Annotated in this window: 23 protein-coding genes and 3 tRNA genes; 8 read left to right on the forward strand and 18 right to left on the reverse strand. The window is 69.1% G+C overall.

Features of this window, described 5'->3' with window-relative positions; translation table 11 throughout:
• Positions 1-5: 5 nt before the first annotated feature.
• On the forward strand, positions 6-887 hold the full coding sequence (locus OPF83_RS01590; RefSeq protein WP_264885450.1) for an NUDIX hydrolase: 882 nt from the start codon (positions 6-8) through the stop codon (positions 885-887).
• A 43-nt stretch (positions 888-930) separates the two neighbouring features.
• Here OPF83_RS01590 and OPF83_RS01595 read toward each other — a convergent pair whose 3' ends face one another.
• The 3 genes from OPF83_RS01595 to leuC all read right to left on the reverse strand — a co-directional run bounded on the left by OPF83_RS01595 (position 931) and on the right by leuC (position 3559).
• Positions 931-1311 (reverse strand): HU family DNA-binding protein, encoded by a 381-nt coding sequence (locus OPF83_RS01595; RefSeq protein ID WP_375546186.1) that lies wholly within the window; start codon positions 1309-1311, stop codon positions 931-933.
• Between the two features lie 181 nt (positions 1312-1492).
• On the reverse strand, positions 1493-2089 hold the full coding sequence (gene leuD, locus OPF83_RS01600; protein WP_264885451.1) for a 3-isopropylmalate dehydratase small subunit: 597 nt from the start codon (positions 2087-2089) through the stop codon (positions 1493-1495).
• A 6-nt stretch (positions 2090-2095) separates the two neighbouring features.
• The gene (gene leuC / locus OPF83_RS01605; RefSeq protein ID WP_264885562.1) at positions 2096-3559 is read right to left on the reverse strand and encodes a 3-isopropylmalate dehydratase large subunit; all 1464 of its coding nucleotides are present in this window, start codon (positions 3557-3559) and stop codon (positions 2096-2098) included.
• A gap of 81 nt (positions 3560-3640) precedes the next feature.
• Here leuC and OPF83_RS01610 point away from each other — a divergent pair, with 81 nt between their 5' ends.
• Positions 3641-4342, forward strand: coding sequence for an IclR family transcriptional regulator (locus OPF83_RS01610; protein ID WP_264885452.1), 702 nt, complete (start codon positions 3641-3643; stop codon positions 4340-4342).
• Positions 4343-4360: 18 nt separating this feature from the next.
• On the opposite strand, the gene OPF83_RS01615 is transcribed toward OPF83_RS01610, so the two are convergent.
• Together OPF83_RS01615 and OPF83_RS01620 are read right to left on the reverse strand one after the other, a co-directional pair.
• Entirely contained in the window at positions 4361-5269 is a 909-nt protein-coding gene (locus OPF83_RS01615; RefSeq protein ID WP_264885453.1) for an ABC transporter substrate-binding protein, read from the reverse strand.
• 101 nt (positions 5270-5370) lie between these two features.
• Positions 5371-5446, reverse strand: a tRNA-Glu gene (locus OPF83_RS01620).
• A 159-nt stretch (positions 5447-5605) separates the two neighbouring features.
• On the opposite strand from OPF83_RS01620, the gene OPF83_RS01625 reads away from it, so the two are divergent.
• Both OPF83_RS01625 and OPF83_RS01630 read left to right on the forward strand, forming a co-directional pair.
• Positions 5606-6271: a TetR/AcrR family transcriptional regulator gene (locus OPF83_RS01625; protein ID WP_264885454.1), complete on the forward strand. Its 666-nt coding sequence runs from the start codon at positions 5606-5608 to the stop codon at positions 6269-6271.
• Positions 6268-7851, forward strand: a complete 1584-nt coding sequence (locus OPF83_RS01630) for an MDR family MFS transporter (protein WP_264885455.1) — start codon at positions 6268-6270, stop codon at positions 7849-7851. The genes OPF83_RS01625 and OPF83_RS01630 overlap by 4 nt, the downstream gene beginning before the upstream one ends.
• Before the next feature lie 114 nt (positions 7852-7965).
• On the opposite strand, the gene OPF83_RS01635 is transcribed toward OPF83_RS01630, so the two are convergent.
• From OPF83_RS01635 to gltX, 3 genes are all read right to left on the reverse strand, one after another.
• Positions 7966-8038: transfer RNA gene (locus tag OPF83_RS01635), tRNA-Glu, on the reverse strand.
• 59 nt (positions 8039-8097) lie between these two features.
• Positions 8098-8169 (reverse strand) — tRNA-Gln (locus OPF83_RS01640).
• A 79-nt stretch (positions 8170-8248) separates the two neighbouring features.
• Positions 8249-9733 (reverse strand): glutamate--tRNA ligase, encoded by a 1485-nt coding sequence (gene gltX, locus OPF83_RS01645; protein ID WP_264885456.1) that lies wholly within the window; start codon positions 9731-9733, stop codon positions 8249-8251.
• Positions 9734-9871: 138 nt separating this feature from the next.
• Here gltX and OPF83_RS01650 point away from each other — a divergent pair, with 138 nt between their 5' ends.
• The gene (locus tag OPF83_RS01650; protein WP_264885563.1) at positions 9872-10990 is read left to right on the forward strand and encodes an isochorismate synthase MenF; all 1119 of its coding nucleotides are present in this window, start codon (positions 9872-9874) and stop codon (positions 10988-10990) included.
• On the opposite strand, the gene OPF83_RS01655 is transcribed toward OPF83_RS01650, so the two are convergent.
• The 5 genes from OPF83_RS01655 to serA all read right to left on the reverse strand — a co-directional run bounded on the left by OPF83_RS01655 (position 10991) and on the right by serA (position 17141).
• Positions 10991-11785 carry a fumarylacetoacetate hydrolase family protein gene (locus tag OPF83_RS01655; protein WP_264885457.1) on the reverse strand — a complete coding sequence of 265 codons (795 nt, stop codon included), beginning with the start codon at positions 11783-11785 and terminating at the stop codon, positions 10991-10993.
• Between the two features lie 9 nt (positions 11786-11794).
• The gene (locus OPF83_RS01660) at positions 11795-12508 is read right to left on the reverse strand and encodes an exonuclease domain-containing protein (protein ID WP_264885458.1); all 714 of its coding nucleotides are present in this window, start codon (positions 12506-12508) and stop codon (positions 11795-11797) included.
• Positions 12508-14370 carry a DUF294 nucleotidyltransferase-like domain-containing protein gene (locus OPF83_RS01665; protein WP_264885459.1) on the reverse strand — a complete coding sequence of 621 codons (1863 nt, stop codon included), beginning with the start codon at positions 14368-14370 and terminating at the stop codon, positions 12508-12510. Before OPF83_RS01665 ends, OPF83_RS01660 begins: the two co-directional genes overlap by 1 nt.
• A 133-nt stretch (positions 14371-14503) precedes the next feature.
• The gene (locus OPF83_RS01670; protein ID WP_264885460.1) at positions 14504-15523 is read right to left on the reverse strand and encodes a 3-isopropylmalate dehydrogenase; all 1020 of its coding nucleotides are present in this window, start codon (positions 15521-15523) and stop codon (positions 14504-14506) included.
• A 25-nt stretch (positions 15524-15548) separates the two neighbouring features.
• Entirely contained in the window at positions 15549-17141 is a 1593-nt protein-coding gene (serA, locus tag OPF83_RS01675; protein WP_264885461.1) for a phosphoglycerate dehydrogenase, read from the reverse strand.
• A gap of 163 nt (positions 17142-17304) precedes the next feature.
• Between serA and OPF83_RS01680 the strand changes: the two genes are divergently transcribed.
• Positions 17305-17922: a hypothetical protein gene (locus OPF83_RS01680; protein WP_264885462.1), complete on the forward strand. Its 618-nt coding sequence runs from the start codon at positions 17305-17307 to the stop codon at positions 17920-17922.
• Positions 17919-19421, forward strand: coding sequence for an NAD(P)/FAD-dependent oxidoreductase (locus OPF83_RS01685; protein WP_264885463.1), 1503 nt, complete (start codon positions 17919-17921; stop codon positions 19419-19421). Before OPF83_RS01680 ends, OPF83_RS01685 begins: the two co-directional genes overlap by 4 nt.
• 18 nt (positions 19422-19439) lie before the next feature.
• Here the strand turns inward: OPF83_RS01685 and OPF83_RS01690 are convergent, their stop codons facing one another.
• From OPF83_RS01690 to OPF83_RS01705, 4 genes are all read right to left on the reverse strand, one after another.
• The gene (locus OPF83_RS01690) at positions 19440-21071 is read right to left on the reverse strand and encodes a hypothetical protein (protein ID WP_264885464.1); all 1632 of its coding nucleotides are present in this window, start codon (positions 21069-21071) and stop codon (positions 19440-19442) included.
• Positions 21072-21146: 75 nt separating this feature from the next.
• Positions 21147-22160, reverse strand: a complete 1014-nt coding sequence (gene ilvC / locus OPF83_RS01695; protein ID WP_264885465.1) for a ketol-acid reductoisomerase — start codon at positions 22158-22160, stop codon at positions 21147-21149.
• A gap of 35 nt (positions 22161-22195) precedes the next feature.
• Positions 22196-22702, reverse strand: coding sequence for an acetolactate synthase small subunit (gene ilvN, locus OPF83_RS01700; protein WP_264885466.1), 507 nt, complete (start codon positions 22700-22702; stop codon positions 22196-22198).
• Positions 22699-24594 (reverse strand): acetolactate synthase large subunit, encoded by a 1896-nt coding sequence (locus tag OPF83_RS01705; RefSeq protein ID WP_264885467.1) that lies wholly within the window; start codon positions 24592-24594, stop codon positions 22699-22701. The genes ilvN and OPF83_RS01705 overlap by 4 nt, the downstream gene beginning before the upstream one ends.
• Before the next feature lie 279 nt (positions 24595-24873).
• Between OPF83_RS01705 and OPF83_RS01710 the strand changes: the two genes are divergently transcribed.
• Positions 24874-25308 (forward strand): PH domain-containing protein, encoded by a 435-nt coding sequence (locus OPF83_RS01710; protein ID WP_264885468.1) that lies wholly within the window; start codon positions 24874-24876, stop codon positions 25306-25308.
• Here OPF83_RS01710 and OPF83_RS01715 read toward each other — a convergent pair.
• On the reverse strand, positions 25201-26745 hold the full coding sequence (locus OPF83_RS01715; RefSeq protein ID WP_264885469.1) for a YhgE/Pip domain-containing protein: 1545 nt from the start codon (positions 26743-26745) through the stop codon (positions 25201-25203). The genes OPF83_RS01710 and OPF83_RS01715 overlap by 108 nt on opposite strands.
• Between the last annotated feature and the right edge of the window lie 90 nt (positions 26746-26835).

Consider the following 26835-nt stretch of genomic DNA (forward strand, 5'->3'; position numbering starts at 1 on the left):
GCATCGTGCACGCCGCAGGAGCGATCGTGTACCGGATGCAGGACGGTGAACCCCGGTGCGCCGTCGTCCACCGCGCGCGATACGACGACTGGTCGCTCCCCAAGGGGAAGGTCGATCCGGGTGAGTCCCTGCCGACGACCGCCGTGCGGGAGATCGCCGAGGAAACCGGGGTCACGTGTTCACTCGAGTCCCTGATCGGCACGACCGCCTACCCGCTGAAAGAGAACACCCGCAAGGAGGTCACCTATTGGTCAGCGCGCGCGCACGACGGCGAGTTCGCCCCGAACTCTGAGGTCGACCGACTGAAGTGGCTTCCCGTGAACGAGGCGAAGGACCTGGTCTCCTACGCTCTTGACCGCAAGATCCTCACCCGGTTCGCCGACGCTCCGATGCCCGACTCCGTCCTCCTCCTCGTCCGCCACGCCAAGGCTGGCAGCAGACGTGAATGGAGCGGCGACGACGCGCTCCGTCCGTTGGACAAATCTGGGCGTGCGCAGGCCGAGATGCTCGTGCCGATGTTGCGGTCGTTCGGTGCCACACGACTGCACAGCGCCCCCCGGGCCCGGTGCGAGCAGACCCTGTCGCCACTCGCGGACGAACTCGGAACCGAGATCACGATCGAACCCGCCCTCAGCGACGAGGCGTTTCTGGACTCCCCCGATGCCGCAGTCGCCAGGCTGGTCGAGATCGCGAGATCCGGTGACGGTGTGGCTGCCGTCAGCTCACAGGGGACCGCCATCCCGGGAATGGTGCAGCGACTGGCCGCATCGTCCAGCATCCGGATCGACGAGACCCACACCAAGAAGGCGGGCGCCTGGGGCCTCGGATTCGCCGGCGACACCCTGCTCTTCGCCGACTACTACCGCAGCCCGCTGCCGGTCCTGTGACGGACCGACAGCGGGCTGCGTAACTGCCGCGCATGTGTCGGGTTCAACTCACCATGTCCCGGTGACCGGCCCCGTTCTTGACGAGTCCACCGAAGGACTGGTGAGAGCTCGACCTCTTGGCCGCCAAACGGCCTTCAGGCAGCTTCTCCAGCCCCTGGATGACCGACTTGAAGTACTGGCCGGGCCGGAAGACCGGCGAGTAGGTGGGTGGCACGGGGATCGCCTCACCAGTGTGCGGGTTACGCGCGACACGGGCAGCACGCGCCTTCTTCTCGAAGATGCCGAAGCCCATGATGGTGATCGACTCTCCGGAGGCGACGGTGCGGACGATGATGTCGAGGGTGTTCTCCAGCGCCTCGGTGGCCAGCTGGTGGTCACCGCCCAGCCGCTCAGCCAATTCGTCGATCAGATCGGCCTTGTTCACGTGGGAACCCCCTTCGAGTGAGTAACGCTGAGGCGGAACGTGTCCGACCCCAGTAGAGATAAGTTTACTCACACAAAGGGCAATGTGGGAAACATGCGCCGTCATCGTCCCGTGATGGTTCCGCCCCCTCGAGGTCATATCTCGAGGGGGCGGGTTCTGGTCGGCTACGGCCGAATACTGCCTAGTCCGGAGTTGTCACGGGCTTGAATGACGGGCGCCGTCCCTCATACTCCTCGATCTGGTCAGCACTGCGCAGGGTGAGACCGATGTCGTCGAGTCCCTCCATCAGACGCCACCGCGTGTAGTCGTCGATGTCGAACGGCACGGTCACGTCGCCAGCGGTGACGGTCCTCGACGCCAGGTCGACCGTCAGCTCGATACCAGGACGCTCGTCCATGATCTTCCAGAGAAGCTCCACGTCCTGCTGCTCGACCTGCGCCGCGACGAGCCCGGACTTGCCCGAGTTGCCTCGGAAGATGTCGGCGAAGCGCGAGGAGATCACCACGCGGAAGCCGAAGTCCATGAGCGCCCACACCGCGTGCTCGCGAGAAGATCCGGTGCCGAAATCGGGGCCGGCGACGAGGACCGAGGCCTGGTCATACGGGGCGCGGTTGAGAACGAAGTCGGGCTCGTTCGCACGCCACGACGAGAACAGTCCGTCCTCGAATCCCGTGCGGGTGACCCGCTTGAGGTAGACGGCGGGGATGATCTGGTCGGTGTCCACGTTGGAGCGGCGCAGCGGGGCGCCGATGCCGGTGTGGGTGGTGATCGGCTCCATGAGGTGTCAGGCCCCCTTCGCGGGCTCGAGGTCGGCGGGAGAGGCGAAGCGGCCGAGGACGGCCGTCGCCGCCGCGACCGAGGGGCTGACCAGGTGGGTGCGCGCACCCTTGCCCTGCCGTCCCTCGAAGTTTCGGTTGGAGGTCGAGGCGCAGCGCTGGCCGGGCTGGAGCGAGTCCGGGTTCATCCCGAGGCACATCGAGCAGCCCGGCTGCCGCCACTCGGCGCCGAACTCGGTGAAGATCTCCCCCAGTCCCTCAGCCTCGGCCTGCTCGCGGACGCGGGCGGAGCCCGGAACGATGAGCATCCGGACGTCGTCGGCGATCGTCCGGCCCTCGACCACCTCGGCGACGGCACGCAGGTCCTCGATGCGGCCGTTGGTGCACGAGCCCACGAACACCACGTCGACGGGGATGTCTCGGATCGGGGTGTCGGCCTGCAGATCCATGTACTCCAGAGCGTTCTCCGCCGCGATGCGGTCGGACTCGTCGGTGAAGGACTCGGGGTTCGGCACGGTGGCACCGAGCGGCACGCCCTGGCCGGGGTTGGTGCCCCAGGTGACGAACGGGGTCAGCGCCGAACCGTCGATCACCACTTCGGTGTCGAACACCGCGTCGTCGTCGGTCCTCAGGCTCTTCCAGTACTCGACGGCGGCGTCCCACTCGTCGCCCTTCGGCGCGTGCGGGCGCCCCTCGAGGTAGTCGAAGGTGGTCTGGTCGGGCGCGATCATGCCGGCCCGGGCGCCGGCCTCGATGCTCATGTTGCACACGGTCATCCGCGCCTCCATCGAGAGCTTCTCGATGGCCTCGCCGCGGTACTCGATGATGTGGCCCTGGCCGCCGCCGGTGCCGATCTGGGCGATCACGGCGAGGATGAGGTCCTTGCCGGTGACACCGGGCTGCAGTTCTCCGGTCACGGTGACGGCCATCGTCTTGAACGGGCGCAGCGACAGCGTCTGGGTGGCCATGACGTGCTCGACCTCGGACGTGCCGATCCCCATGGCGATCGCCCCGAACGCACCGTGGGTCGAGGTGTGCGAGTCGCCGCACACGACGGTCATGCCGGGCTGGGTCAGACCGAGCTGCGGGCCCACGACGTGGACGATCCCCTGCTCGCGGTCGCCCATCGGGTACAGCCGGACGCCGAACTCCTCGCAGTTCCGGCGCAGCGTCTCGATCTGCGTCCGCGAGGTCTGGTCGGCGATGAGGTTCACCGCGCCGCCCACGATGTCGGTGGGGACGTTGTGGTCCTCGGTGGCGAGGGTGAGGTCGGGTCGGCGGAGCTCCCGCCCGGCCATCCGCAGGCCGTCGAACGCCTGCGGGCTGGTCACCTCGTGGACCAGATGGAGGTCGATAAAGATCAGGTCGGGCTGCTGGGCCTCGCCGGCACCGTCACCACTGACCACCACATGGTCATCCCAGACCTTTTCTGCCAGGGTCCGCGGTCGTCCGCCGGACACCGTCTCGCTCATCACGCCTCCAAGTCCCTGCACGTCCCCGAACTCCGCGAAATAGCTATGGATTCTCACCATGTAGGACGCTATAGTCGCACTGTGAGACAGTATAGCGGGATCGGGGTCCTCGACAAAGCAATGGCGGTACTCCACACCGTCGCCGAGCAGCCCTGCGTCTTGTCGGATCTCTGCGAGCGCACCGGGCTCCCCCGTGCGACAGCTCACCGACTCGCCGTGGGTCTCGAGGTGCACCAGCTCCTCGCCCGCGACGACTCCGGGGTCTGGACCCTCGGCCCCGGGCTGGCGAAACTCGCCGCCACGATGCCGGACCCGCTGGCCGAGGCCGCCTCCAGCGTACTCCCCCGCCTCCGCGAACTGACTGACGAGAGCATCCAGGTGTACCGCCGCGACGGCGACCGCCGCGTGTGCGTGGCCTCTGCCGAGCCCCTCACCGGCCTGAGAGACACCGTCCCGGTCGGCGCGCACATGCCCATGAGCGGCGGATCGGCCGCCAAGGTGTTGGCCGCGTGGGCGGACAGCGCCACCCAGCGCTCCCTCCTGGCCGACGCGGTGTACACCGAGCGGCACCTGGCCGAGATCCGCCGACGCGGCTGGGCGCAGTCGGTGGCCGAGCGCGAACCGGGGGTGGCGTCGATCGCCGCCCCGATCCGCGACGCCAACGGCGCGGTGATCGCCGCGATCTCCGTGTCCGGCCCGGTCGACCGCATCGGCCGGCGTCCCGGTGTCCGGTGGGCGAGTGATCTGCTCTCCGCGGCCGAGGCGATCAGTAGACGCCTCTGACCCGGGACCGGGCCAGCGCTACCGGGACCGGGACCGGGCCCGGGGCCTGGGCCTCGGCGCCAGGCGCCCCAACGCCCACGGCAGGCTGGTGACGCTCGGCTGGCGCACCGCGGCGACGACGTCCCCGTCCCGTGGGTCCACCCGTACGACCGTGACCCCACGCCGGCGCAACTGGCGGAACGGGATCGGTTCGGGATGTGAGATCACCTCGAATCCCAGCGCGGTCACCTCCTCCCCGAACGGGGACCCGGCGTCGAGTGTTGCCACCGGGGTGTCGGGGCCCGCCCCGGGACCGATGACGACGACGACACCGTCCACCCCTGATCGACGCTGCTCCTCGGCCCACGTCTCCAACTCGTTCGTCGCGGCACGCACCACCTCACGGGGGTCGGCATCCACCGCGTCCGCGATCAGGTCCACATGGTCCCGCCACCCGGGCCGGCCGTCGAGACCGACGATGACGGCGGCCAACTGCTCATAGGCTCGAAGCTGCGACCGGGAGACGTCGGCCGCAGCCAGGGCGAACGCATCCACCCCGAAACGCAGGAGAGACTTCAGGCTCGGTGGACCGGCTCCATCCCACTCGGGCGCGGGCGGTGCCGCCTGCCGCCGCCAGGGTCGGGGCCCGGTACCGTCGGCCGCCCATGCCGCCGTGGGCGTGTGACCGAGCGCCGTCAGGACGTCAAGGTCGGCCGATGACAGCGTGAGGACCCGCTTCGCGGGTGCATCGGGAGTGACAGTCCTGATCGGACCCGGAGTCTCGAGCTGACCTGTCGGGGGCGCGGTCGTGCTCGTCGTCGCGGATTCGTCCGGACCCGCACACGCGGACACCCCCACCAACGCCAGTCCCCCGCCCAGCGCCAGACCCAGGACGTCACGTCGAGTGGGCATCTCGTGTCGGGCCTGCACCTCACGCCGGCTCGGCATCGGCGGACACCTCCTCGCGAACTAACGACCGCAGTGGTTCCAGGTCTGCCACAAACAGCGATGTCCCGGCTCATCATGACCGATGAACCGGGACATCTCCCTGGTACCCCCGATGGGATTCGAACCCACGCTACCGCCGTGAGAGGGCGGCGTCCTAGGCCGCTAGACGACGGGGGCTTAGGTGCCTATAAACCATAACCAACGCGGACGCCTCTGGCCAAATCGGATGGCCCGCTCCCCCGGCCTCGCCCCCGCGCCTCGGACGAAAGCGCAGTTCAGCATCGTAGATCAGGTGCAACTATGCACTCAGTGCACCAACTGGCTAGTATTCTCGGCATGTCATCTGCCCACCCTCCCGGCTCACTCCGGGAACGCAAACGCCTCGCCACGATGGTGGCCATCGAGGACTCCGCCACCGCGCTGGTCCTCGAGCACGGCTACGACGCCGTCACGGTCGAACAGATCTGTGCCGCCGCCGACATCTCCAAGCGCACGTTCTTCAACTACGTCCCGTCGAAGGACGCCGCTGTCATCGGCACCACTCCTGAGGACGTCTCCGACGAGGCCCGGGAGGAGTTCCTCTCGAGCGACGACGCGGACGTGCCCCTGTCCGTCCTCCGGATGTTCATGGGTGCGTTCGCCGCCACCCGTGTCGCCGACGACGCACAGACCGTCACCCTCGCCCAGAGACGGCGTGAGATCTTCCGCGCGGAGCCCGATCTCGGGCTCCTCAGGATGACCGCGTCCGCGCGCTTCCATCTCCGCCTCACTGCCCTCGTCACCGAGTTCCTCGAAAGCAGACCCGACCTCCGGCGCCTACCGGAGGTCCCGGTCGAGGCCGAATCACGCGCCTGCGTGGCCCTCGTCGCCGCCTCCGGCCAGCTCGGCCTGTCCACCTGGCTCACCCGTGAATCCGGGACCTTCGCCGACCTGGACGAAGACTGCATCGCCGCGCTCCGAATGATCGCCCGACTCGTCACCCCCACCGGGAGCACCTCATGACCAAGACCCCCACCGCGCCGGCCGGACCGCCCGCGCCCACCGAGGCCTCCGGGGAACAGACCCACAACGTCCCGCTGGTGTTCACCTCCCTCCTGCTGGGGATGCTCATCGTGTCCCTGGGGCAGATGATCTTCTCGACCGCGCTGCCGACGATCGTCGCCGACCTGGGCGGCGTCGACAAGATGAGCTGGGTCATCACCGTCTACCTGCTCACCATGACCATCGGCCTGCCCGTCTACGGCAAACTCGGGGACCAGATCGGTCGCAAGCCGCTGTTCATCGTGGCGATCCTCCTGTTCTCCGTCGGCTCGCTCGTCGGCGCACTGGCGTGGAACATCGACGTCCTCATCGCCTCGCGCGCGATCCAGGGACTCGGCGGCGGCGGCCTGATGGTCCTCTCGCAGGCGATCGTCGCCGACGTCGTCCCCGCCCGTCAGCGTGGCCGGTACATGGGCGTCATGGGCGCAGTGTTCGGACTCTCGTCGGTACTCGGTCCGCTGCTCGGCGGCTTCTTCACCGAGGGACCCGGCTGGCGTTGGGGACTCTGGTTCAACCTCCCCGTGTGCGCGCTCGCACTGGTGGTCGCCATCGTCTTCCTCAAGCTGCCGCGACGCGGTGGCGGGCGCCGAACCGACTGGGTCGGCACGCTGTTCATGGCGACCGGTACCACCGCACTCATCCTGGTCTCCTCGTGGGGCGGACACCGGTACGAGTGGACCGATCCGATCATCCTCGGCCTCGCGGCGCTGTTCGTCGTGTGTGCCGTGGTGCTCGTCCTCGTCGAGCTACGGGTCGAGGACCCGCTCATCCCCATGACACTGTTCGCCGAACGGAACTTCGCCCTCACCACCGGCGCCGGCCTGCTCATCGGCGTCGCGATGTTCGGCACCATCACGTATCTCCCCACGTACATCCAGATGGTGCACGGCCTGGGCCCCACAGCCGCCGGGCTGATGATGACCCCGATGATGGCCGGGATGATGGGCACCTCGATCGTGGTGGGCAACATCGTCAGCCGGACCGGCCGCTACAAGTGGTATCCCGTCGCGGGCACCATCGTCATGGCGATCGGCATGTGGTTGATCGGGTCGCTGAACGCGGACGACACCCTCGTGCACCTCGGGGTGGTCCTGTTCGTGTTCGGATTCGGGCTCGGGCTGTGCATGCAGCTGCTGGTCCTCATCGTCCAGAACTCGTTCCCCGTGACGATGGTCGGAACGGCCACCGCGTCGAACAACTTCTTCCGCCAGATCGGCGGGACGCTGGGCTCGGCGGTCGTCGGCACCGTGTTCGTCAGCCGCCTCGGCGACCTCATGGGCGAGCGCATCCCCGCGGCGGCCGCCTCCATGGGTCCGGCCGGCGCCGATGCCGCGGCGGGGTTCGCGGAAGGCTCGGGCGCCGCCAACTCGATGAGTCCGGAGATCCTGGCCCACCTGCCGGGACCGATCCACGACGCGATCGTCAGCTCGTACAACGATGCGCTGGTGCCGATCTTCCACCTCATCGTCCCGCTGATCCTGGTGGGCACGGTCATGCTGCTGTTCCTGCGTGAGGACGCCCTCAAGGAGACGATCGACTGAGTCGGTGCGGCGGCGGCCCTGACCGCCGCCGCGCCTGAACCCGGAACGCAGGAAGCAAGAACGCAGAAACGCAGAAACGCCCGGAGCATCTGCTCCGGGCGTTTCTCGCTTGTGTACCCCCGATGGGATTCGAACCCACGCTACCGCCGTGAGAGGGCGGCGTCCTAGGCCGCTAGACGACGGGGGCCTAAGCAACAGATCCGCTGGCGGATCTGCGCACTCGAGCACTCCGTCAGGAGCGCTCAGCTGGCCTACCAGGACTCGAACCTAGAACGACTGAACCAGAATCAGCTGTGTTGCCAATTACACCATAGGCCATTGCAATTCACTTGTCCGCCGCCTTTCGGCGACCTCGAAGAGATTACAAAACTTCGGAAGTGAATAGCAAATCGGCAGTTCAGTCCGCGATTGGAGCGGCCTTCAGACGAGCGATGGCGGCGTCGCGGCCGAGGAGCTCGAGCGACTCGAACAACGGCGGCGAGATGTGCGAACCGGTCACCGCGACGCGGACCGGTCCGTAGGCCTTCCGCGGCTTGATACCCAACTCGTCCACGAGCGCGCCGGACAGCGCGGCCTCGATGGCCGGCGTGGTCCACTCCCCGACCCCCTCCAGCGCCGCGACGGCGGCATCCACGACCTCGCGGGACTCCGCCTTGAGGTTCTTGGCCGCAGACTGCGGGTCGACGGAGAAGTCCGCCTCGTCCACCAGGAGGAAGCGGATGAGCTTCCACGCGTCCGACAGGACGACGATGCGGGTCTGCAGAAGCTCGGCGATCATCGCCCAGCGGTCACCGTCGAGGCTCTCCGGGAAGGTGAGCCCGTCCTCCGCAGGGTAGGCCACGAGGTACTCGCGGAGGCGGCGGGCGAACTCGTCCGCGGGCAGCATGCGGATGTGCTCCGCATTGATGGCGTCGGCCTTCTTCTGGTCGAAGCGGGCCGGGTTCGCGTTGACCTGGCGTACGTCGAACGCGTCCACCATCTCCCGGAGTGAGAACACGTCACGGTCCTCGGACAGCCCCCAGCCGAGCAGCGCGAGGTAGTTGAGCAGCCCCTCGGGCAGCATCCCGCGGTCACGATGCAGGAACAGGTCGGACTGCGGATCGCGCTTGGAGAGCTTCTTGTTGCCCTCTCCCATGACGAACGGCAGGTGCCCGAACTCGGGCACCCCGTCGGCCACACCAATGCGCTCGAGCGCCTTGTACAGGGCGATCTGTCGCGGGGTGGAGCTGAGCAGGTCCTCGCCACGGAGGACGTGCGTGATCTTCATGAGCGCGTCGTCGACGGGGTTGACGAGCGTGTACAGCGGGATGCCGTTACCACGGGTCAGGGCGAAGTCCGGCACGCTGCCGGCCTTGAACACGGTCTCCCCGCGGACCAGGTCGTTCCACGCCAGGTCCTCGTCGGGCATCCGCAGGCGGATCACCGCACCGCGCCCCTCGTCACGGTAGGCCTGCTTCTGCTCCTCGGTGAGGTCCCGGTCGAACCCGTCGTACCCCAGCTTGGCGTCACGCCCCGCTGCCTTGTGACGGGCCTCGACCTCCTCGGGTGTGGAGAACGACTCGTACGCCTCGCCTGCCTCGAGCAGCTTGCGGACCACGTCGAGATGGAGATCGCGACGCTCGGACTGGCGGTACGGCGCGTAGGGGCCACCGACCTCGGGGCCCTCGTCCCAGTCCATACCCAGCCAGCGCAGGGCATCCAGGATCGCGGCATACGACTCCTCCGAGTCACGGGCCGCATCGGTGTCCTCGATACGGAAGACGAAGGTGCCCCCGGTGTGGCGCGCGTGCGCCCAGTTGAACAGGGCGGTACGGACGAGCCCCACGTGAGGGGTTCCGGTGGGTGACGGGCAGAATCGGACACGGACGTTCGAGGCGGTCATGCCGACCATCCTAGTGACGAGCCCGGCTCGCACCCCCGCCGAGCACCGGCCTAGGATCGACCGGGTATCCGTGGGTGCCGCGAACGGCGTGGATCCACGGGCCCAGCTACACGAGGGAGGCGGACCGTGACGCCTGGCATGCAGCCCGACGTCGGCCGTCCCGTCACCGCACCGGATTTCCTCCTGTCCCGACCCACCGGGTCGCTGCGCACCCAGGGATCGACCCGGACCTTCACCGACCCGGCTGATGCCGCACTCGCCCTCCGATCAGGAACGAGCGACCTCGTGGTGGGGGCGATCGGCTTCGAACCCGACGCGCCCGCCGCACTGGTCGAACCCGAGGTCGTCGTCCGCACCGACGGACCACTGGAACCTCCCGCGTACTTCCGCGGGATCCGGACGAGAACACGGGTGGCCGAGGAGATCCCCTCCCCCGACGAGCACCGCAGGCGGGTCTCCACCGCCTTGTCCTGCATCCGCGCCGGGGGCGTCGGGAAGGTGGTCCTGGCCCGCGCCGTCCGACTCGTCGCCGACGAGCCGATCGATCCACACGCCGTGTGCGCGACCCTCATCGACTCGAGCCCGTACGCCGACGGCTTCCTGGTGGACCTGTCACCGGCCGGGGGTTACCACACCGGCCGCACACTCGTCGGCTCGAGCCCGGAGATCCTCGTCCGCCGGCGCGGCGAGGTCGTGGAATGCCACCCCCTCGCCGGTTCGGCGCCGCGCGAGACGGACCCCGCCGCCGACCAGGCGTCCGCTCGTGCACTGCGGGAGTCGGGCAAGGACGCGTTCGAGCACGCCTTCGTGGTGGACTCGCTCGCCACCGCGCTGCGCCCACTGTGTGTCGACCTGGAGATCCCGGAGCGCCCGTCCCTGACCTCCACGCGGGAGATGTGGCACCTGGGAACCCGCATCCGAGGTCGGATCGCCGATCCCCGGACGACCGCGCTCGACCTGGCGCTCGCGGTTCACCCCACTCCGGCGGTCTGCGGGACCCCGACCGACGAGGCGCGGCGGATCATCGCGGGCATCGAGGGGCCCCGCGGGTTCTACGCCGGCGCGGTCGGATGGTCCGACGCCGGAGGTGACGGAGACTGGATGGTGACCATCCGCTGCGCCGAGATCGACGCGGACCGGAACGGGGCGATCGCGTGGGCTGGCGGCGGACTGGTGGAAGGCTCCGATCCCGACGACGAGGTCGCCGAGACCGGAGCCAAACTGCGGACGGTACTCAGGGCCTTCGGCGCAGTGTGATCAGCGGTCCACGACGGGGTTGCTCAACGAGCCGATCCCCTCGATCTCCACGGTGACACGGTCGCCGGGCAGCATGGAGCCGACCCCGGCGGGCGTACCGGTGAGGATCACGTCACCCGGCAGCATGGTCATCACCCTCGTCACGTACTCGACGATCTCGCCCACGGTGTGTATGAACTGCGACGTGTTGCCGTCCTGGCGCAGCTCCGCGGTCCCGTCCTCATGGGTGAGCCTGGTGCGCACGTCGAGACCGTTCGGGTCGAGGTCCGTGACGATCCAGGGTCCGAGCGGGCAGAACGTGTCGTACCCCTTCCCGCGCGTCCACTGCCCGTCCGCCATCTGCTGATCGCGGGCGGTCACGTCGTTGGCGCAGGTGTATCCGAGGATGACCTCGTGGGCCCGGGCCGCGGCGACGTCGCGACACGGCTGACCGATCACGACCGCCAACTCTCCCTCGTGGTCCACCCGCTCCGAGCTCGGCGGATAGGCGATCGCGGCCTCGGGTCCGATCACGGACGTGTTGGGCTTGAGGAAGATCAGCGGTTCCTCCGGTGCCTCCGACCCCATCTCCGCCGCGTGCTCGGCGTAGTTCTTGCCGACGCACACCACCTTGGAGGCGAGGATCGGTGCCAGGAGGCGGACATCGGCGAGCGGCCACTCGCGTCCGGTGAACTCGGGGGTACCAAAGGGGTGCTCGGCGATCTCCGCGCAGACCAGCGACGAGGGATCGGTGACGTCCCCCCGGATCTCGACGAAGGCGAACCCCTGGGGATGGGCGATACGGGCTAGACGCATACCGCGATCCTAGGCGGTCCGCAGGTCCCTCAGCGTCCGCGGCCCACGGGCCTCGAGCTCGGACACCTGCGCCAGGTACAGCTCCGCGCAGGCCATGGCGTCGACGAGTGCGTCGTGGGCGCGGTACCGCGGCAGCCCGTACCGCTCCCGCGCCCCCCACAGTCGGAGGTCCTCGACGGAAATGTCGGAGGGGAAACCCATGTCGATCCGGGTGGCCGTGACCCGTCGCTGGAGCTCGAGGGTGTCGACGGCGACGAGCGGGGGCCTCACCCCGAAGGCACGCCGACACATGGCGCCCAGGAACCCCGTCTCGATGCGGCTGTAGTGGGCGAGCAGCACCCTCCCGGTCAGAGCGTCGAAGAGCAGGTCCAGCGCCTCGGCCACCGGGACGCCCCCGGCGACGAGGTCATCGGTGAGTCCGTGCACCGTGGCGCTCTGCCCGACGCCGTCGTCGTCGTCATATTCCGACCGCACCACCGCCGACCCGGCGCCACCCAGTACGATCCGGCGCCCGTCCACCGGAACGAACCCGATCGCCAGGACACGGTCACGCCTGGGATCCAGCCCGGTCGTCTCGACATCCACGGCCAGCAGAGGCAGCTCGTCCACCGGTGTCGAACTCCCGGGCGCCGGGGTCTCCAGGTAGCGCTTCAGGCCACCCTCGGGGGCCTTCGCGGCGGCACGGCGTCGACCACGGTCCGTCAGTCCCGACCAGAGCGCCATCACATCTGCCCCACCCGGTAGCGCAGCTCCAACGCGTCCTGCGCGGCGGCGATGATCCGGAAGGCCGCCCGCAGACGGTGACGGTCCTTGCCGCTCAACGTCGACGGATCCACATTGTTGTCCTGCGGGAGTCCCCGGGCGATCTGCGCGGCATGATGTCGGTACGCCAGACCGCGGAGGAACCGGAAGGCCTCGACGAGGTTCGCGGCATCGCTGTGCCCGATCACCCCCTCCTCCGCCGCGGCCAGCAGACGGTCCAACGTACCCACCTGCCGTGATCCCGCGGCCAGGGCGTGCACCCGGGCGATCTGCACGACCGGGGCGGTCCCGCCCGCCTTGATCTCCAGGGTGTTGCGGTACTCGCCACGCCGCGCCACGACGAGTCCTCTGAAGAACCCGAGCGGAGGCTGCCACTCACACGCGATCCGCGCGAGATGCGCCAGGAACCGCGAACTGCCCCGGGCACGCTCGATCATGTCGGCGCGGAGCGGATCGAGCAGTGACTCCGGGCCGTGCACAGCCCGCATGTCGAAGAACACCTGCGCGTGGAGCATCGCATCGGGCTCCGGAGCCCCCACCCAGTCGGCGACCTGCCCGGCCCAGTCCGACACCGTCCGCCGCCATGCGGAGTTCGACGCCATCACGTCCCCCGGGCACAACGGATACCCGGCGCGGTCCAGCCCCTGGCACACACGCTCGGCGAGGGCGTGGAAGTACTCGTCCGCGCCGGGGATCCCGGCTGCGGCGTCCGACAGGACGAGTGCGTTGTCCTGGTCGCTCGCCACACCCAACTCACCACGGGCCTGGGAACCGAGTCCGACCCAGCAGTACTCCACCGGAGCCGGACCGAGATCCTCCTCGGCCAGCGCGATGAGCCGGCGTGTTGCGGCGTCGGCGGTGGCCGTGACCACCCGACCGATGTCCTGGGGCGCTGTCCCCCGTCGGACGAACTCGCCCACGATCCCGGGCACCTGCCCGGTCAGCTCGGCGACCGAGTCCACGTCCACGGCGCGGGCGATACGCGCCGCGAGATATACGGGGTTCGCCTGGGCCAGGCGGAACAGGTCGCCGGTCGTCACCACGCCCGCCGGAACCCCGTTCTCGATCACCGGCAGGTGGTGCACGCCGCGTTGCATCTGCAGCAAGGTCGCGTCGAAGGCACGGGTGGACGCGTCCACGGAGACGGGCGCCGGGCTCATGATGGTCGCCACCGGCGCGTGGGTGTCGCCGTCCACCGCCACCACCTTGGCACGCAGGTCCCGGTCGGTGAAGATCCCCACCACCTGACCGTCCTCCACCACCAGGAGCGACGAGACCCTGCTGTCGGTCATCAACCGCGCGGCGTCCCGGATCGACGCCTCCGGCTCGATGGTCACCGCGTCTCTGGTCAGGAGTTGCCCGACCGGTGTGCTCAGAGCGTCGCCCGCGGCGGCGGCCACCCTCGCCGAGGCGAGATCCTCGCGGACACGATCGCTCCGGCGCCCGAAGTACTGGCGAAGCGACGGATGCTCGGCTGCGACCGAGTCGAACACCTCGCGGGACATCTCCAGCACGAGCGTGTCGGCGGCGGCCTCCATCCGGTACCTGGACGGGGTGGACCGGACCAACGTCGAATAGCCGAAACAGTCGCCCTCGTCGCGCGTATCCAGGAGGGTGCCCTCGGGATCACAGATCTCGACCGCGCCGGAGCGGATGAGGTGGAGTGAGTCGTTGCTCTCCCCCACTCCGACGATCACGCTGCCCCGTCGGTGGTACCGCTGGGTCAGGCGTGCGGGCAGCCGGTCGAGGACCTCGTTGGGGAGGTCATCGAACGGTGCACATCGCGCGAGGAAGTCCCGTACCTCCACGAGTTCGACGTCCATCACATCACTGTGGACGTCAGTCGGCCCGCGAGGTGACCATTTGTCATGAATCACACCCGCGGGCCGTGAGGGCTCGCATCGTTCTGACCTGCCGAGCGTCTACTGACGCATACGGAGCCGTGAGTTGCCGGTGTCAGCTGCTGACGGCCGCCACGATCCGGTCGCCGACCTCCGAGGTGACGACGGGCGCGTCGCCGCGCGATCCGAGGTCTGCCTCGACGGCGGCCTCGATCTTCTCTGCCTCGGCGGTCTTGCCCACGTGGCGCAGGAGCAGCGCGACGGACAGGATAGCCGCGGTCGGGTCGGCCTTGCCCTGGCCGGCGATGTCCGGAGCCGAGCCGTGGACCGGCTCGAACATCGACGGGTTGGTGCCGGAGGCGTCGATGTTGCCGGATGCCGCGGTACCGATACCGCCGGTGACGGCCGCCGCCAGGTCGGTGATGATGTCGCCGAACAGGTTGTCGGTGACGATCACGTCGAAGCGCGACGGGTCGGTGACCATGTAGATGGTCGCGGCGTCGATGTGGCAGTAGTCCACCTCGACGTCCGGGAACTCCGGGGCCACCTCGTCGACCGTGCGCTGCCACAGGCCGCCGGCGTTGACCAGAACGTTGGTCTTGTGGACCAGTGTGAGCTTGCCGCGGCGCGCGGTGGCACGCGCGAACGCGTCGCGCACGACTCGCTCCACCCCGTAGCGGGTGTTGACCGACGTCTCGGTGCCCATCTCGTGGGGGGTGCCCACACGGATGGCCCCGCCGTTACCGGTGTAGAGGCCCTCGGTGCCCTCGCGGACCACGACGAAGTCGATCTCGCCCGGGTCCTTGAGCGGGCTGGCCGACCCCGGGTAGAGCTTCGACGGTCGGAGGTTCACGTGGTGATCGAGCGCGAACCGGAGCGGGAGCAGCATGCCGCGCTCGAGGACGCCGGCCGGCACGGAACGGGGGTCACCGATCGCGCCGAGCAGGATCACGTCGTGCTCCTTGAGACTCGCGATGTCGGCATCGGTGAGGGTCTCACCGTTGCGGAGGTAGCGACGTGCACCGAGGTCGTACTCGGTCGTGGAGACGCCGGGGACGAGCGCGTTCAAGACCTTCAGTGCCTCGGCCGTGACCTCGACACCGATGCCGTCTCCGGGGATGACTGCCAGCTTCATGTGGTTCGTCGGTTCCTTCTCGCTACTAGTCCAGGTTGATCTGGGTCGCGGTGGCGCTCAGCTCGGACACGATCCGGTCGACGGTCGGCTCGGCCACCGCGCGGTCCACGCGGAGGATGAGCGAGGCGCCCTCGCCGGTCGCGTCCTGGCTCAGGGCCGCGGCCTGGATGTCGATCCCCTCGCTGCCGAGGATCGAGCCCACCTTGCCGAGGACGCCGGGACGGTCCGCGTAGTGGACGAAGAGGTTCTGTCCCTGGGCGCGCATGTCGAAGCCACGCTCGTTGATCCGCACAATCTTCTGGACCTGCTCGAGGCCGGAGAGCGTGCCCGTGACGCTGGCGTTGGCACCGTCGGCGGCGACAGCGGTCACGGTGATGGTGCTGCGGTACGCCTTGGACTCGCTGACCGTCTCCACGGAGTGCGTGACACCGCGCTGCTCTGCCATCTGCCCGACGTTGACGAATGTCGCGGGCTCGTCGGTGATGGCGGAGAACATGCCGCGCAGGGCAGCGAGGCCCAGGACGTCGACCTGCTCGGCGGCGAGCTCGCCGGCGACCTCGACCTTGACGGTGGTGGGCACGCCGGGGCACAGGTGCCCGGAGACGAGACCGACCTTGCGGACCAGGTCGAGCCAGGGTGCGACCTCGTCGCCGACCGGTCCGCCGGAGACGTTGACGGCGTCGGGAACGAACTCGCCGCGGAGGGCGAGCAGGACACTGCGGGCGACGTCGGTGCCGGCGCGGTCCTGGGCCTCGGAGGTGGAGGCACCGAGGTGCGGGGTGACGACCGTGTTCTCCAGCTCGAACAGCGGCGAGTCGGTGCACGGCTCGGTGTCGAACACGTCGAGCGCGGCGGCGCGGACCTTGCCGGACTGCAGGGCGTCGACGAGTGCTGACTCGACGATGAGGCCGCCACGGGCGGCATTGACGATTACGACGCCGTCCTTGGCGCGGGCGAGCCGCTCGGCGTCGAACAGACCGGCGGTCTCCTTGGTCTTGGGCAGGTGCATCGTGATGATGTCGGCGCGCGCGACCAACTCGTCGATGTCCACGAGCTCGATGCCGAGCTGCGCGGCGCGGGCGGCCGGCAGGTACGGGTCGTAGGCGATGAGGTTGGTCTCGAATGCGGCGAGACGCTGGGCGACCAGCTGACCGATGCGGCCGAGTCCCACCACGCCGACGGTCTTGCCGAGCAGCTCGACCCCGTTGAAGGAGCTGCGCTTCCAGGTGTGCTCACGCAGAGTGCGGTCGGCGGCGGGCACCTGGCGGCAGGCCGACATGAGCAGCGCGACGGCGTGCTCGGCGGCCGAGTGGATGTTGGAGGTGGGCGCGTTGACCACCATGACACCGCGCTCGGTGGCGGCGGGGATCTCGACGTTGTCCAGTCCGACGCCTGCGCGACCGATGATCTTCAGGTTCGGCGCGGCGGCGAGCACTTCGGCGTCGATGGTCGTGGCCGAGCGCACGAGCACCGCGTCCGCGTCCTTGATCGCCTCGAGGAGCTTCGGGCGATCCGGGCCGTCGACCCATCGGACCTCGACGGCGTCGCCGAGCGCATCGACGGTCGACTGGGCGAGTTTGTCGGCGATGAGGACGACGGGACGTCCGGATGCTGTCACAGTGAGATCTCCTCGGTGTCAATTCGGGCACTGTCAGTCTAGGCCAACCATCCCCGCCGCTCACCAGTGGCCGCCGGTGGCCTCCGGAGGCCTCGACGGCCTACCGTGACGAATGCCTCACCCGTAGCCTCGGTGTTCTCCTGATGATTGGAAGGTCGCCCCCATGGCCCGCTCACACCGTTCGATGTCCGGACCCGACCAGTTCCCCGGGTCGCGGGCCGCCGCCCTCCGCCCCACACGCGGTCGGTCGGCGACGGCGATGTATCTCCGTGCGCACCTCTACGGCGCCGCGGTGGGCCGCACGATCCTCGACCGGTGCATCAGCGCGGTCGATCCCGCGGACAGGAAGCGGCTCGCGCCACTCCGCGCCCAGTTCGAGGGGGAGATAGCCACGACGGGGCGCCTGCTGACGGGGATCTCGCCGGTGGGAGCGCCGGGCCGCCGCATTGTCCGGGCGTCGGCGACGATCGCCCTCGCCTCGCTCCCGGCGGGGCCGATCGTGCGCGATCCGCTGACCAGACTCGGCCTGCTCGAGAGCCTGCGCACCCTCGTCGTGGCGAAGAGGTCGATGTGGGAGTTGCTCGCCGAGTCGTGGGTGGCTGACGCCGCTGACGCCGCCGTCGTCGACGCCCGCGCCCCCGGGCCCGACGACAACGACGACAACACAATGCTCCCCGGCGACGTCCGGAGCCTACTGCTCGCGCTCGCGGACCAGGCCCGGTCACAGGAAAGCCTCCTGGAGGAGCTACGCCGTGGCTACGGCCTGGAACTGTTCGGGTGAGCGCGGCCGGCCGGATACGCGCGGACGTCGCCGTGGTGGGCTCCGGCCCGAACGGTCTCGCCGCGGCGCTGCTGTGCGCGCGATCCGGTCGCCGGGTCGTCGTGCTGGAGGAGCAGGAGAGCCTCGGCGGCGGTTGTCGCACCATTCCTCTGCCCGACCTGCTCTCCGGCGCCGACAAGGAACGGGCGCTGTCGTCAGGTCACTGGGACGGGCTGGTCGTCGATCCGTGCTCGGCAGTCCATCCGATGGCCGGGGCCTCGCCGTTCTTCCTCGAGTTCGACCTCGCCGCCCACGGTGTCGACATGGTCACTCCCCCGGTGCAGCTGGCGCACGCGCTGCCCGGCCGGGATGCGATCGTCGTGCCGACCGACCCCGCTCCGGATACCCTCGCCGACGGGTTCGGCTCAGTGCAGGAAGCAGCCGCGTGGTGGTCTCTGATGGGCGCGCTCGCCCGTCGGCCCGTCGAGGTGGCCGCCGCAGCGCTGTCGGACCAGCGTTCCGTCCCGCCCCCGGCCGCCACCGCAGCCCTCGCCGGCGCCTTTGTCCGCGCACACCCCCGGGGCGCGCTGCCGGACTCACTGGGCATCGACGGGCGGACGCTGATGTCCGGGATCGCCGCCCACGCCATCACCCCGCTCGGCTCCCCGGCCGCCACGGCGGCCGGCCTCGTTCTCGGATCACTCCTCCACGCCCCCCTGGGCTGGGCCCTGCCGGCGGGTGGGAGCGGCGCGCTCACGGCCGCACTCGCCGACGCACTGTGCGCTGCCGGCGGGGAGATCCGGACAGGCGTCCGCATCGGCGGCCTGGCAGAACTCGACGCCCCGGACGTCGTGTTCACCACCTCGCCGCGCGGACTGGGGTCGATTCTGCTGGCGTCCTCGCCCTCGCCTGCCACGGCCCGACGCGCCCGCCGTCTCAACCGTGTCCCCATGGGTGGCGCGGCGGCCAAGGTGGATCTCGTTCTCTCCGGGCCGGTGCCGTGGCGAGATGCCCGGCTCCGCGAGGCGGGCACAATTCATCTCGGTGGCGATACCGACGCCATCCGGCTCGCCGAACGTGAGGTGTCGGCCGGCCGCCATGCCGACAAGCCAATGATCCTGATCTCCCAGCCCTGGGTCACGGACCCCGGCCGCATCGCCGACGACGGGCGCCGGCCGCTCTGGTCCTACGCCCACGTCCCGGCGTTCTCGGAGCAGGATCAGACCGAGCAGGTGCTCGACGCGCTGGAGGCCGTCGCCCCGGGCGTGCGCGACGTGCTGGTGGCAACGCACTGCACTCCGGCCTCCCGGATGTCCGAGCACAATGCGAACCAGCTCGGCGGGGACATCGCCGGTGGTCGGGTGGACCTACGCGGGCTGATCGCCCGCCCCGTCCCCCGCGTGGATCCGTTCGCCACCGGGATCCCCGGCGTCTGGCACGCCTCCGGTTCGACCCCGCCCGGCCCCGGCGTCCACGGGATGGCCGGTCAGCACGTGGCGCGGCGGATCCTCCGCGCCTGACCCACCCGGCTCAGCCGGTCACTGGTAGGAGACGAACCACGGTCTGGGCTCGACAGCCATCGTCTGCTCCGGCGTGAAGGTGGGGGTGTCCTCGTCGTAGAAGTTCTTCCAGGCCAACCAGATGTCGGGCGACAGGCCTGAACGCAGGGCATCCCACGTCCCCAGTTTGAGGTCCGGGGTGCCGTGGCCGTCGGCGTGCAGCGCGATGGCCAGCTCGGGCCGCGAGGTGTCGATCTGTTCACGGTTCGAGATCATCGCCGTGCTGAACTGATGGAGGATCAGGAGCTTCTGGGGTCCGCCCGACTCCCTGGTCAGATCAGCCAGCCAGTCGACAACGCGATTGATCTCCTCGGCATCCACCGACCCGATCTGGGCCCCGGGCTGCTGCCCCGGCTCCAGCTTCCACTCCGGATCCAGCGCGAGCCCCACGCCCGGCCGCTTCAGCAGGTCCTCGAAGATCCTGGCCTGGTCGACCATGTCGGCCATTCCGGGCTGCAGGTCGATCACCGCGTAGCCGCCGGCGTCCGTGATCGCGTCGACCAACGGTCCGAACTCTTCCGGGCCCCACTCATTGGTGAAGTTCCCGTCGTCACCCGGCGCGCCGGAAGCGACGGTGCCGATGATCTCGAAGGCGGGAACCACCTGCTCCGCTGAGTACGGCTGGTATTGCTCGACCAACCTCTGCACCCGGGCCACGCTCTCCTCCGGTCCCTGCTCACCGAGGATCCCGAGGGCCGGGGTGATCGGCGAACCGTATGCCGCGACGAAGCGCCGGCCCGGGAACACCAGCTGCCCACCGCCGGGGAGCTCGGGGACGGTCCGCGCCTTCTCGACCCGGTCCGCGACCTCGTCTTCACTCCCCCAGTCCGGCCCCAGCGCATAGACGATGTCCGCGTCCCGCACGGCCTCCACCGATCCCCCGTCGACCCGCGGGTCCGGCGCACGCAGATGCGACACGGCGCCACCGATCGCCACCGCGGTGGCGATCGCGGCGACGGGGGTTCCGTCGTGCACGAGAACCGTCGGTGCCCGGTCGCCTTCCCAGGCCGGCGCGTCGGTCTCGAACGGTTCGGAATCAGCCGGCTCGGCCGCGCCCGCGCCCGTGTCCCGCGACGTGGGTCCGCCCGACGTCATCAGCGCCGGCGCACCGGGACTCAGATGGACGGTGGTGTCGTCTATCCGGGACGCGGGGACGTCCACCTCGGTCTCGAACGAGACCCCGGTCAGTTCCTCGAGCCCGGAGCGATCCTCGGGGGCGTCGACCACGTCGGCGTCGTCGGGGTCGAACGAGACCGCCCCGACCCTGAGAACCCGCTCTGCGCCGAGTCGTGTCACCTCCCCGGCCAGTTCCGCGTCCCCGCCCGGCACGGAGGTCAACATGGGCGCCCGTAGTCCCACCGCCACCGACGCGGCACGCGCCTGTGCGGCCGCGTCCGGGGCGGCCACGACGACCACGGGAGCGGTCTCCAACAGGAGCGCGGAGGCCTCCACGCCCGAGCCGTCCGCGTCCACGGCCACGCGCGTGCCCCGGTCATCGGCCGCCCGGGCGCCTGACCCCTCACCTGACGGGCCGGAGGTGCAGGCAACCGTGGACGAGGCCAGGGAAATGGCGAGGACCGCCGCACCCACACCTCGTTTGATGTGACGCACGACGGTCCTCCAAGCACTCGGGATCAGATCCCGGTGGACGCTACAGGCATCTCACCGTGATCGCCCCCGCAACACTCAGGCGGTCTCCGTGATCGGCCGGTCGACCCAGCTCATGAGATCGCGGAGCTTCTGGCCGGTGACCTCGATCGGGTGCTCGGCGTTCTGCTTGCGCAGGCCCTCGAGCTCGGTGTTGCCACCCTCGACGTTGGCCACGAGACGACGGGTGAACTCGCCGCTCTGGATGTCGGCGAGGATGGCCTTCATGCGCTCCTTGGTCCCGGCGTCGATGACGCGCGGGCCCGAGAGGTAGCCACCGAACTCGGCGGTGTCGGAGACCGAGTAGTTCATGCGGGCGATGCCGCCCTCGTACATCAGGTCGACGATGAGCTTGAGCTCGTGGAGGACCTCGAAGTACGCCATCTCCGGCGCGTAACCGGCCTCGACCATGACCTCGAAGCCCGTCTTGACGAGCTCCTCGGTACCACCACAGAGGACGGCCTGCTCACCGAACAGGTCGGTCTCGGTCTCCTCCTTGAAGGTGGTCTTGATGACGCCGGCGCGGGTGCCACCGATGGCCTTTGCATACGAGAGCGCGAGCGCCTCGCCCTCGCCCTTCGGGTCCTGCTCCACGGCGATGAGGGCCGGGACGCCCTTGCCGTCGACGAACTGACGACGCACCAGGTGACCGGGGCCCTTGGGGGCGACCATCGCGATAGTGATGTTCTCGGCCGGCTTGATGAGTTCGAAGTGGATGTTCAGGCCGTGGCCGAAGAACAGCGCGTCGCCGTCCTTGAGGTTGGGCTCGATGTCCTCGGTGAAGATCTGGGCCTGCGAGGTGTCGGGGGCCAGGAGCATGATGACGTCGGCCCAGGCGGACGCCTCTGCCGCGGTCATGACCTTGAGGCCGGCCTCCTCGGCCTTCGCGCGGGACTTGGAACCCTCGCGCAGACCGATGACGACCTCGACACCGGAATCACGCAGGCTCAGCGAATGCGCGTGGCCCTGCGAGCCGTAGCCGATAACGGCGACCTTGCGGCCCTGGATGAGCGACAGGTCGGCCGCGTCGTCGTAGAACATCTCCACTGCCATGGTGGATTCCCTTCTCAGTTGGTGTGTACTCGAGACTATCGAGTGGTGTTGATGGACTTGGGGCCGCGTCCCAGCGCGACCATGCCGGACTGCACGATCTCGCGGATACCGTAGCCGTCGAGCATCCGCAGGAGCGCGTCGAGCTTGTCGGGGGTACCGGTCGCCTCGAGGATGACCGACTCCGGGGCCACGTCCACGACGTGGGCGCGGAACAGGCTCGCGATCTCGACGATCTGACCGCGGTTCGTCGCGTCGGCGCGGACCTTGATCAGGGTGAGCTCGCGCGAGACCGACCCGGCCGGGTCCTGCTCGACGATCTTGATGACGTTGACCAGCTTGTTGAGCTGCTTGGTCACCTGCTCGAGCGGGAAGTCCTCGACGTTGACGACGATGGTCATGCGGGACAGTCCGTCGGTCTCGGTGGGTCCCACCGCGAGCGACTCGATGTTGAACCCGCGCCGGGAGAAGAGCGAGGCCACGCGCGCAAGCACGCCCGGCTTGTCCTCCACCAGCACGCTCAGGGTGTGGGAGCGAGCGGTCACTGGTCCTCCTCCTGGGCGGCGACCACCGCGGCGTCGATGCGCGCGGTCGCCTCGTGGATGTCCGCGGGCTCGTCCGCCGCGGAGTCTTCGTCGTCGAACAGCGGCCGGATGTCCCGGGCCGCCATGATCTCGTCGTTGGACGTGCCGGCGGCGACCATCGGCCACACCTGGGCGTCCTTGCCCACGATGAAGTCGATGAGGACCGGACGGTCATTGATCTCCCGCGCCTGGGCGATCACGGCGTCGACGTCCTCGGCCCGCTCACAGCGCAGTGCCACGCAGCCGAGGGCCTCACCGAGCTTGACGAAATCCGGGATGTGCTTGGTGTGCGTCGACAGGTCGGTCTGCGAGTAGCGCTCATCGTAGAACAGCGTCTGCCACTGCCGGACCATACCCAGGTTCCCGTTGTTGATCAGGGCGACCTTGATGGGGGCACCCTCGATCGCGCAGGTGGCGAGCTCCTGGTTGGTCATCTGGAAGCAGCCGTCGCCGTCGATCGACCAGACCTCGGCCTCGGGACGTCCGAACTTGGCGCCCATCGCGGCGGGAACCGAGTAGCCCATCGTGCCGAGACCACCCGAGTTCAGCCAGGTGCGCGGCTTCTCGTACTTGACGAACTGGGCCGCCCACATCTGGTGCTGGCCGACGCCCGCGCAGTAGATCGCATCGGGTCCGGCGGCCGCGCTGAGCCGCTCGATCACGTACTCCGGGGACAGCGAGTCGTCGGACTGCGGAGCGTAACCCAACGGGTACTCGTCGCGGATCTCGTCGAGCTGGGCGACCCACTCGGCGGGAGCCTTGAGGGAACCGGACTCGCCCTGCTCACGGAGAGTCTGGACGAGCTCGACCAGCACCTCCTTGATGTCGCCGACGATCGGCACGTCCACGGCGCGGTTCTTGCCGATCTCGGCCGGATCGATGTCCGCGTGAATGACCTTGGCATCCGGCGCGAAGGTGTCCAGGCGACCGGTCACCCGGTCGTCGAACCGCGCACCCAGAGTGACGAGCAGGTCCGAGCGCTGCAGTGCGGCCACCGCGGCCACGGCACCGTGCATCCCGGGCATGCCGTAGTGCAGGGTGTGCGAATCCGGGAACGCGCCGCGCGCCATCAGCGTGGTGACGACCGGGATCCCCGTGAGCTCGGCCAGTTCGAGGAGCTCGGCCGACGCGTCGGCCTTGATGGTGCCACCACCGACGTAGAGCACCGGGCGCTCGGCCTTCGTGATCATCCGGGCGGCCTCACGGATCTGCTTCCCGTGGGGCTTGGTCACCGGGCGGTATCCGGGCAGCTTCATCTCCGGCGGCCACGAGAACGTCATCTCGGCCTGCAGGACGTCCTTGGGGATGTCCACCAGCACGGCGCCCGGTCGACCGGACTGCGCGATGTGGAACGCCTCGGCGATCGTGCGGGGGATGTCGTCACCGTGCGAGACGAGGAAATTGTGCTTGGTGATCGGCATCGTGATGCCGGAGATGTCGGCCTCCTGGAAGCCGTCGGTCCCGATGAGGGCCGTGCCGACCTGACCGGTGATGGCCACCACGGGGACGGAGTCCATCTGCGCGTCGGCCAGCGGGGTGACCAGGTTGGTCGCCCCGGGGCCCGAGGTGGCCATGCACACGCCGACCCTGCCGGTGGCCTGCGCGTAACCCGTCGCGGCGTGGCCCGCACCCTGCTCGTGACGCACGAGAACGTGCCGGACCTTGGCCGAGTCGTAGAGAGGGTCGTAGACCGGCAGGATGGCCCCGCCGGGGATCCCGAAGACCACGTCTGTACCGATCTCCTCGAGAGACCGGACGACCGCCTGGGCGCCCGTCATCTTCTCAGGGGCCGAGGACCGGGCCTTCTGCTCTGTGCCCGGACGAGGTCCGGGTTGTGCCGTTGGTGCGCTCACTTCAACTATCCTTCATGCTGGTCGTGGAGCAATGGATTGTCGCCCTCCGCGGCCCGGTCGGCCCGCGGGTACCCGGCAACAAAAAACCCCCGACGGCCACGGGGCCGGCGAGGGTGCGCGTCGTCGAGAAGCCAGGTAACGGCTCAGGCGCCGACGCGCCGGCCGAGTACGAGACCGTTCCAAGAGTTCATGCGGACCAGACTATGTGGCGGCGGTCAGCAGCGTCAATTCGCGGTGGAGCGATCCCACCATGTGGACCGTGCGAGACTCGTAGGCATCATGAGCGCCCCATTTAAAGCCCCCGTGCCCGAGTCCACCCCTCGCGACCGTGCACTGTTCCGGGTCAATCCCATGTCGTACATCGTGATCGCGATCTTCCTCCTCGCGATCCTGTGGCCGGTCGCCGTCTATCCCGCGGCACTGGGCTGGCTCGTGCTCCTCCCTCTCGCCTTCGGCTGGTGGGTCGCCCGTACCTCGACCCGTCTGGACGACGACGGCGTGCACCTCAGCAGCTGGCGCAGGCGTCGCGTCGTCCCGTGGGACGAGGTGAAGGGCGTCATGTTTCCCAAGCGTGGCTTCGCCAAGCTCGTCACGACCGGTGACGAGTCACTGGCGATGGGTGGCGTCTCCTTCCACGACCTCCCCCGGCTCTCGGCCGCCAGCCGGGGACGGATCCGCGACCCGTACAGCGCGCCCGCCCCCGGCGACAGCTGACCCCTCTTGACCCACGCCGCGGCCACTGTCCTCAACGGAGGCCTCGGCGGCGGTGCGCTCAACCGCACCTCGCCGCGGACCGCCGAGCGGCGCGAGAACCTGGCCGACCCCCGCGTTGGCGGGCACACGGTCAGCGACCATCTGTCGACGCAGACCCAACCGCTCGTACCAGTTGGTCACCACGAGACCGAGGATGACACCGGCGACTCCCCATCCAACGAGCACCCAGACCGCGTGCCCCAGTCCACTAATCCAGTTCGAGTCGAAGAACATGATCGACCGCAGCCCAAGGTACGCCTGGTGCATCGGTTGCAGTGCGCCGATCTGGACGAAGACCGACGGCAGCATCTGCGTGGGAGTGGCACCCCCGGAGGTCGGGATGCCCAGCACGACGAACACGACCAGGTTGACGAGCAGCCCCGCGTTACCGATGGCCGCGATGATCGAGTGCGCACAGACCCCCACTGCGATGATCACCAGGCACGAGAACCAGAACATGTCCCACGTGTCGTAGCCGGTGATTCCGACGATCCGGGCCACCAGCAGACTCAGACCCGACACCAACGGTGCGGTGATCGCGGTGATCGCCCACTTCCGCAGCAGGGTCTGGACGCGACCGAACGGGGCCACGTGGACGTGTAGAACGAGCGGTCCGATCTCCAGGGGCATGAACCCGAGCCGGGCGTCCAGCAGGTTCGAGATGATCATCGCCCCGGTGAATCCCGCGAGCACCATGATGAGGGAGTAGAACATCGGCAACGAGGCGTTGGACACGCCCTCCGGCAGGTCGTTCCACGTACTCAGGTCAACATGGACCGGGTACTCCAGTGCCAGTGCCGACCCGCCGCTGATCGTCCTCCCCTCCGCCTCCGCCAGTAGCGAGGCGTCCGAGAGCAGGGTCGAGCCCATCTTCTCGTGGAGGGACTCACCCAAACGGTCGGCGACGGTGCCCATCACCTGACTCGAGGTGATGGACACGCGGGGCGAGGACTGCAACTCGATCACCGCACGGTCCGGCGCCTCACCGCTCTCTCCCGCCTCCGTCGCGGTGGCCTCCACCAGGTCCACGACCCGCTGGCTCAGCTCCGGTGGCATCCGCACCGTGCCGAAGTACTCGCCCTCGCGCAGCCCGCGGTCCGCCTCCGCCATGTCGACGAACTGGAGATCGACCTTTCTCCAGTCATTGTTCTGGAGCAGGCCGGCGCTCACCTGACCGCCGATGTCGAGGGTGCGCGGTCCGACGGGGGTCTGCAGAGTCGCCCCGTCGTCCTCGTTCACCACCGCCACGGGGATGGACCGCGCGTGCGACTGGGGATCGGCGGTACCACCGAGATACATGAACGACAGGAGGAAGAACAGCCCACAGACGAGTGCCACGGCCCCGGCTGAATGCGAGGCGAACTCGCGAAAACCCCCGCGGTGTCCCGAGTCGGTCATGTGGGCCCCCATTTCCTTCTTGTGTAGCGACAGCGACTGCCGACCGTGAGAAGGGTAGCTGCGCCACGGAGCGTATTGTGTGGGGGACGA

The organism is Dietzia sp. NCCP-2495, from assembly GCF_026011735.1.
Classification (GTDB): Bacteria; Actinomycetota; Actinomycetes; order Mycobacteriales; family Mycobacteriaceae; genus Dietzia.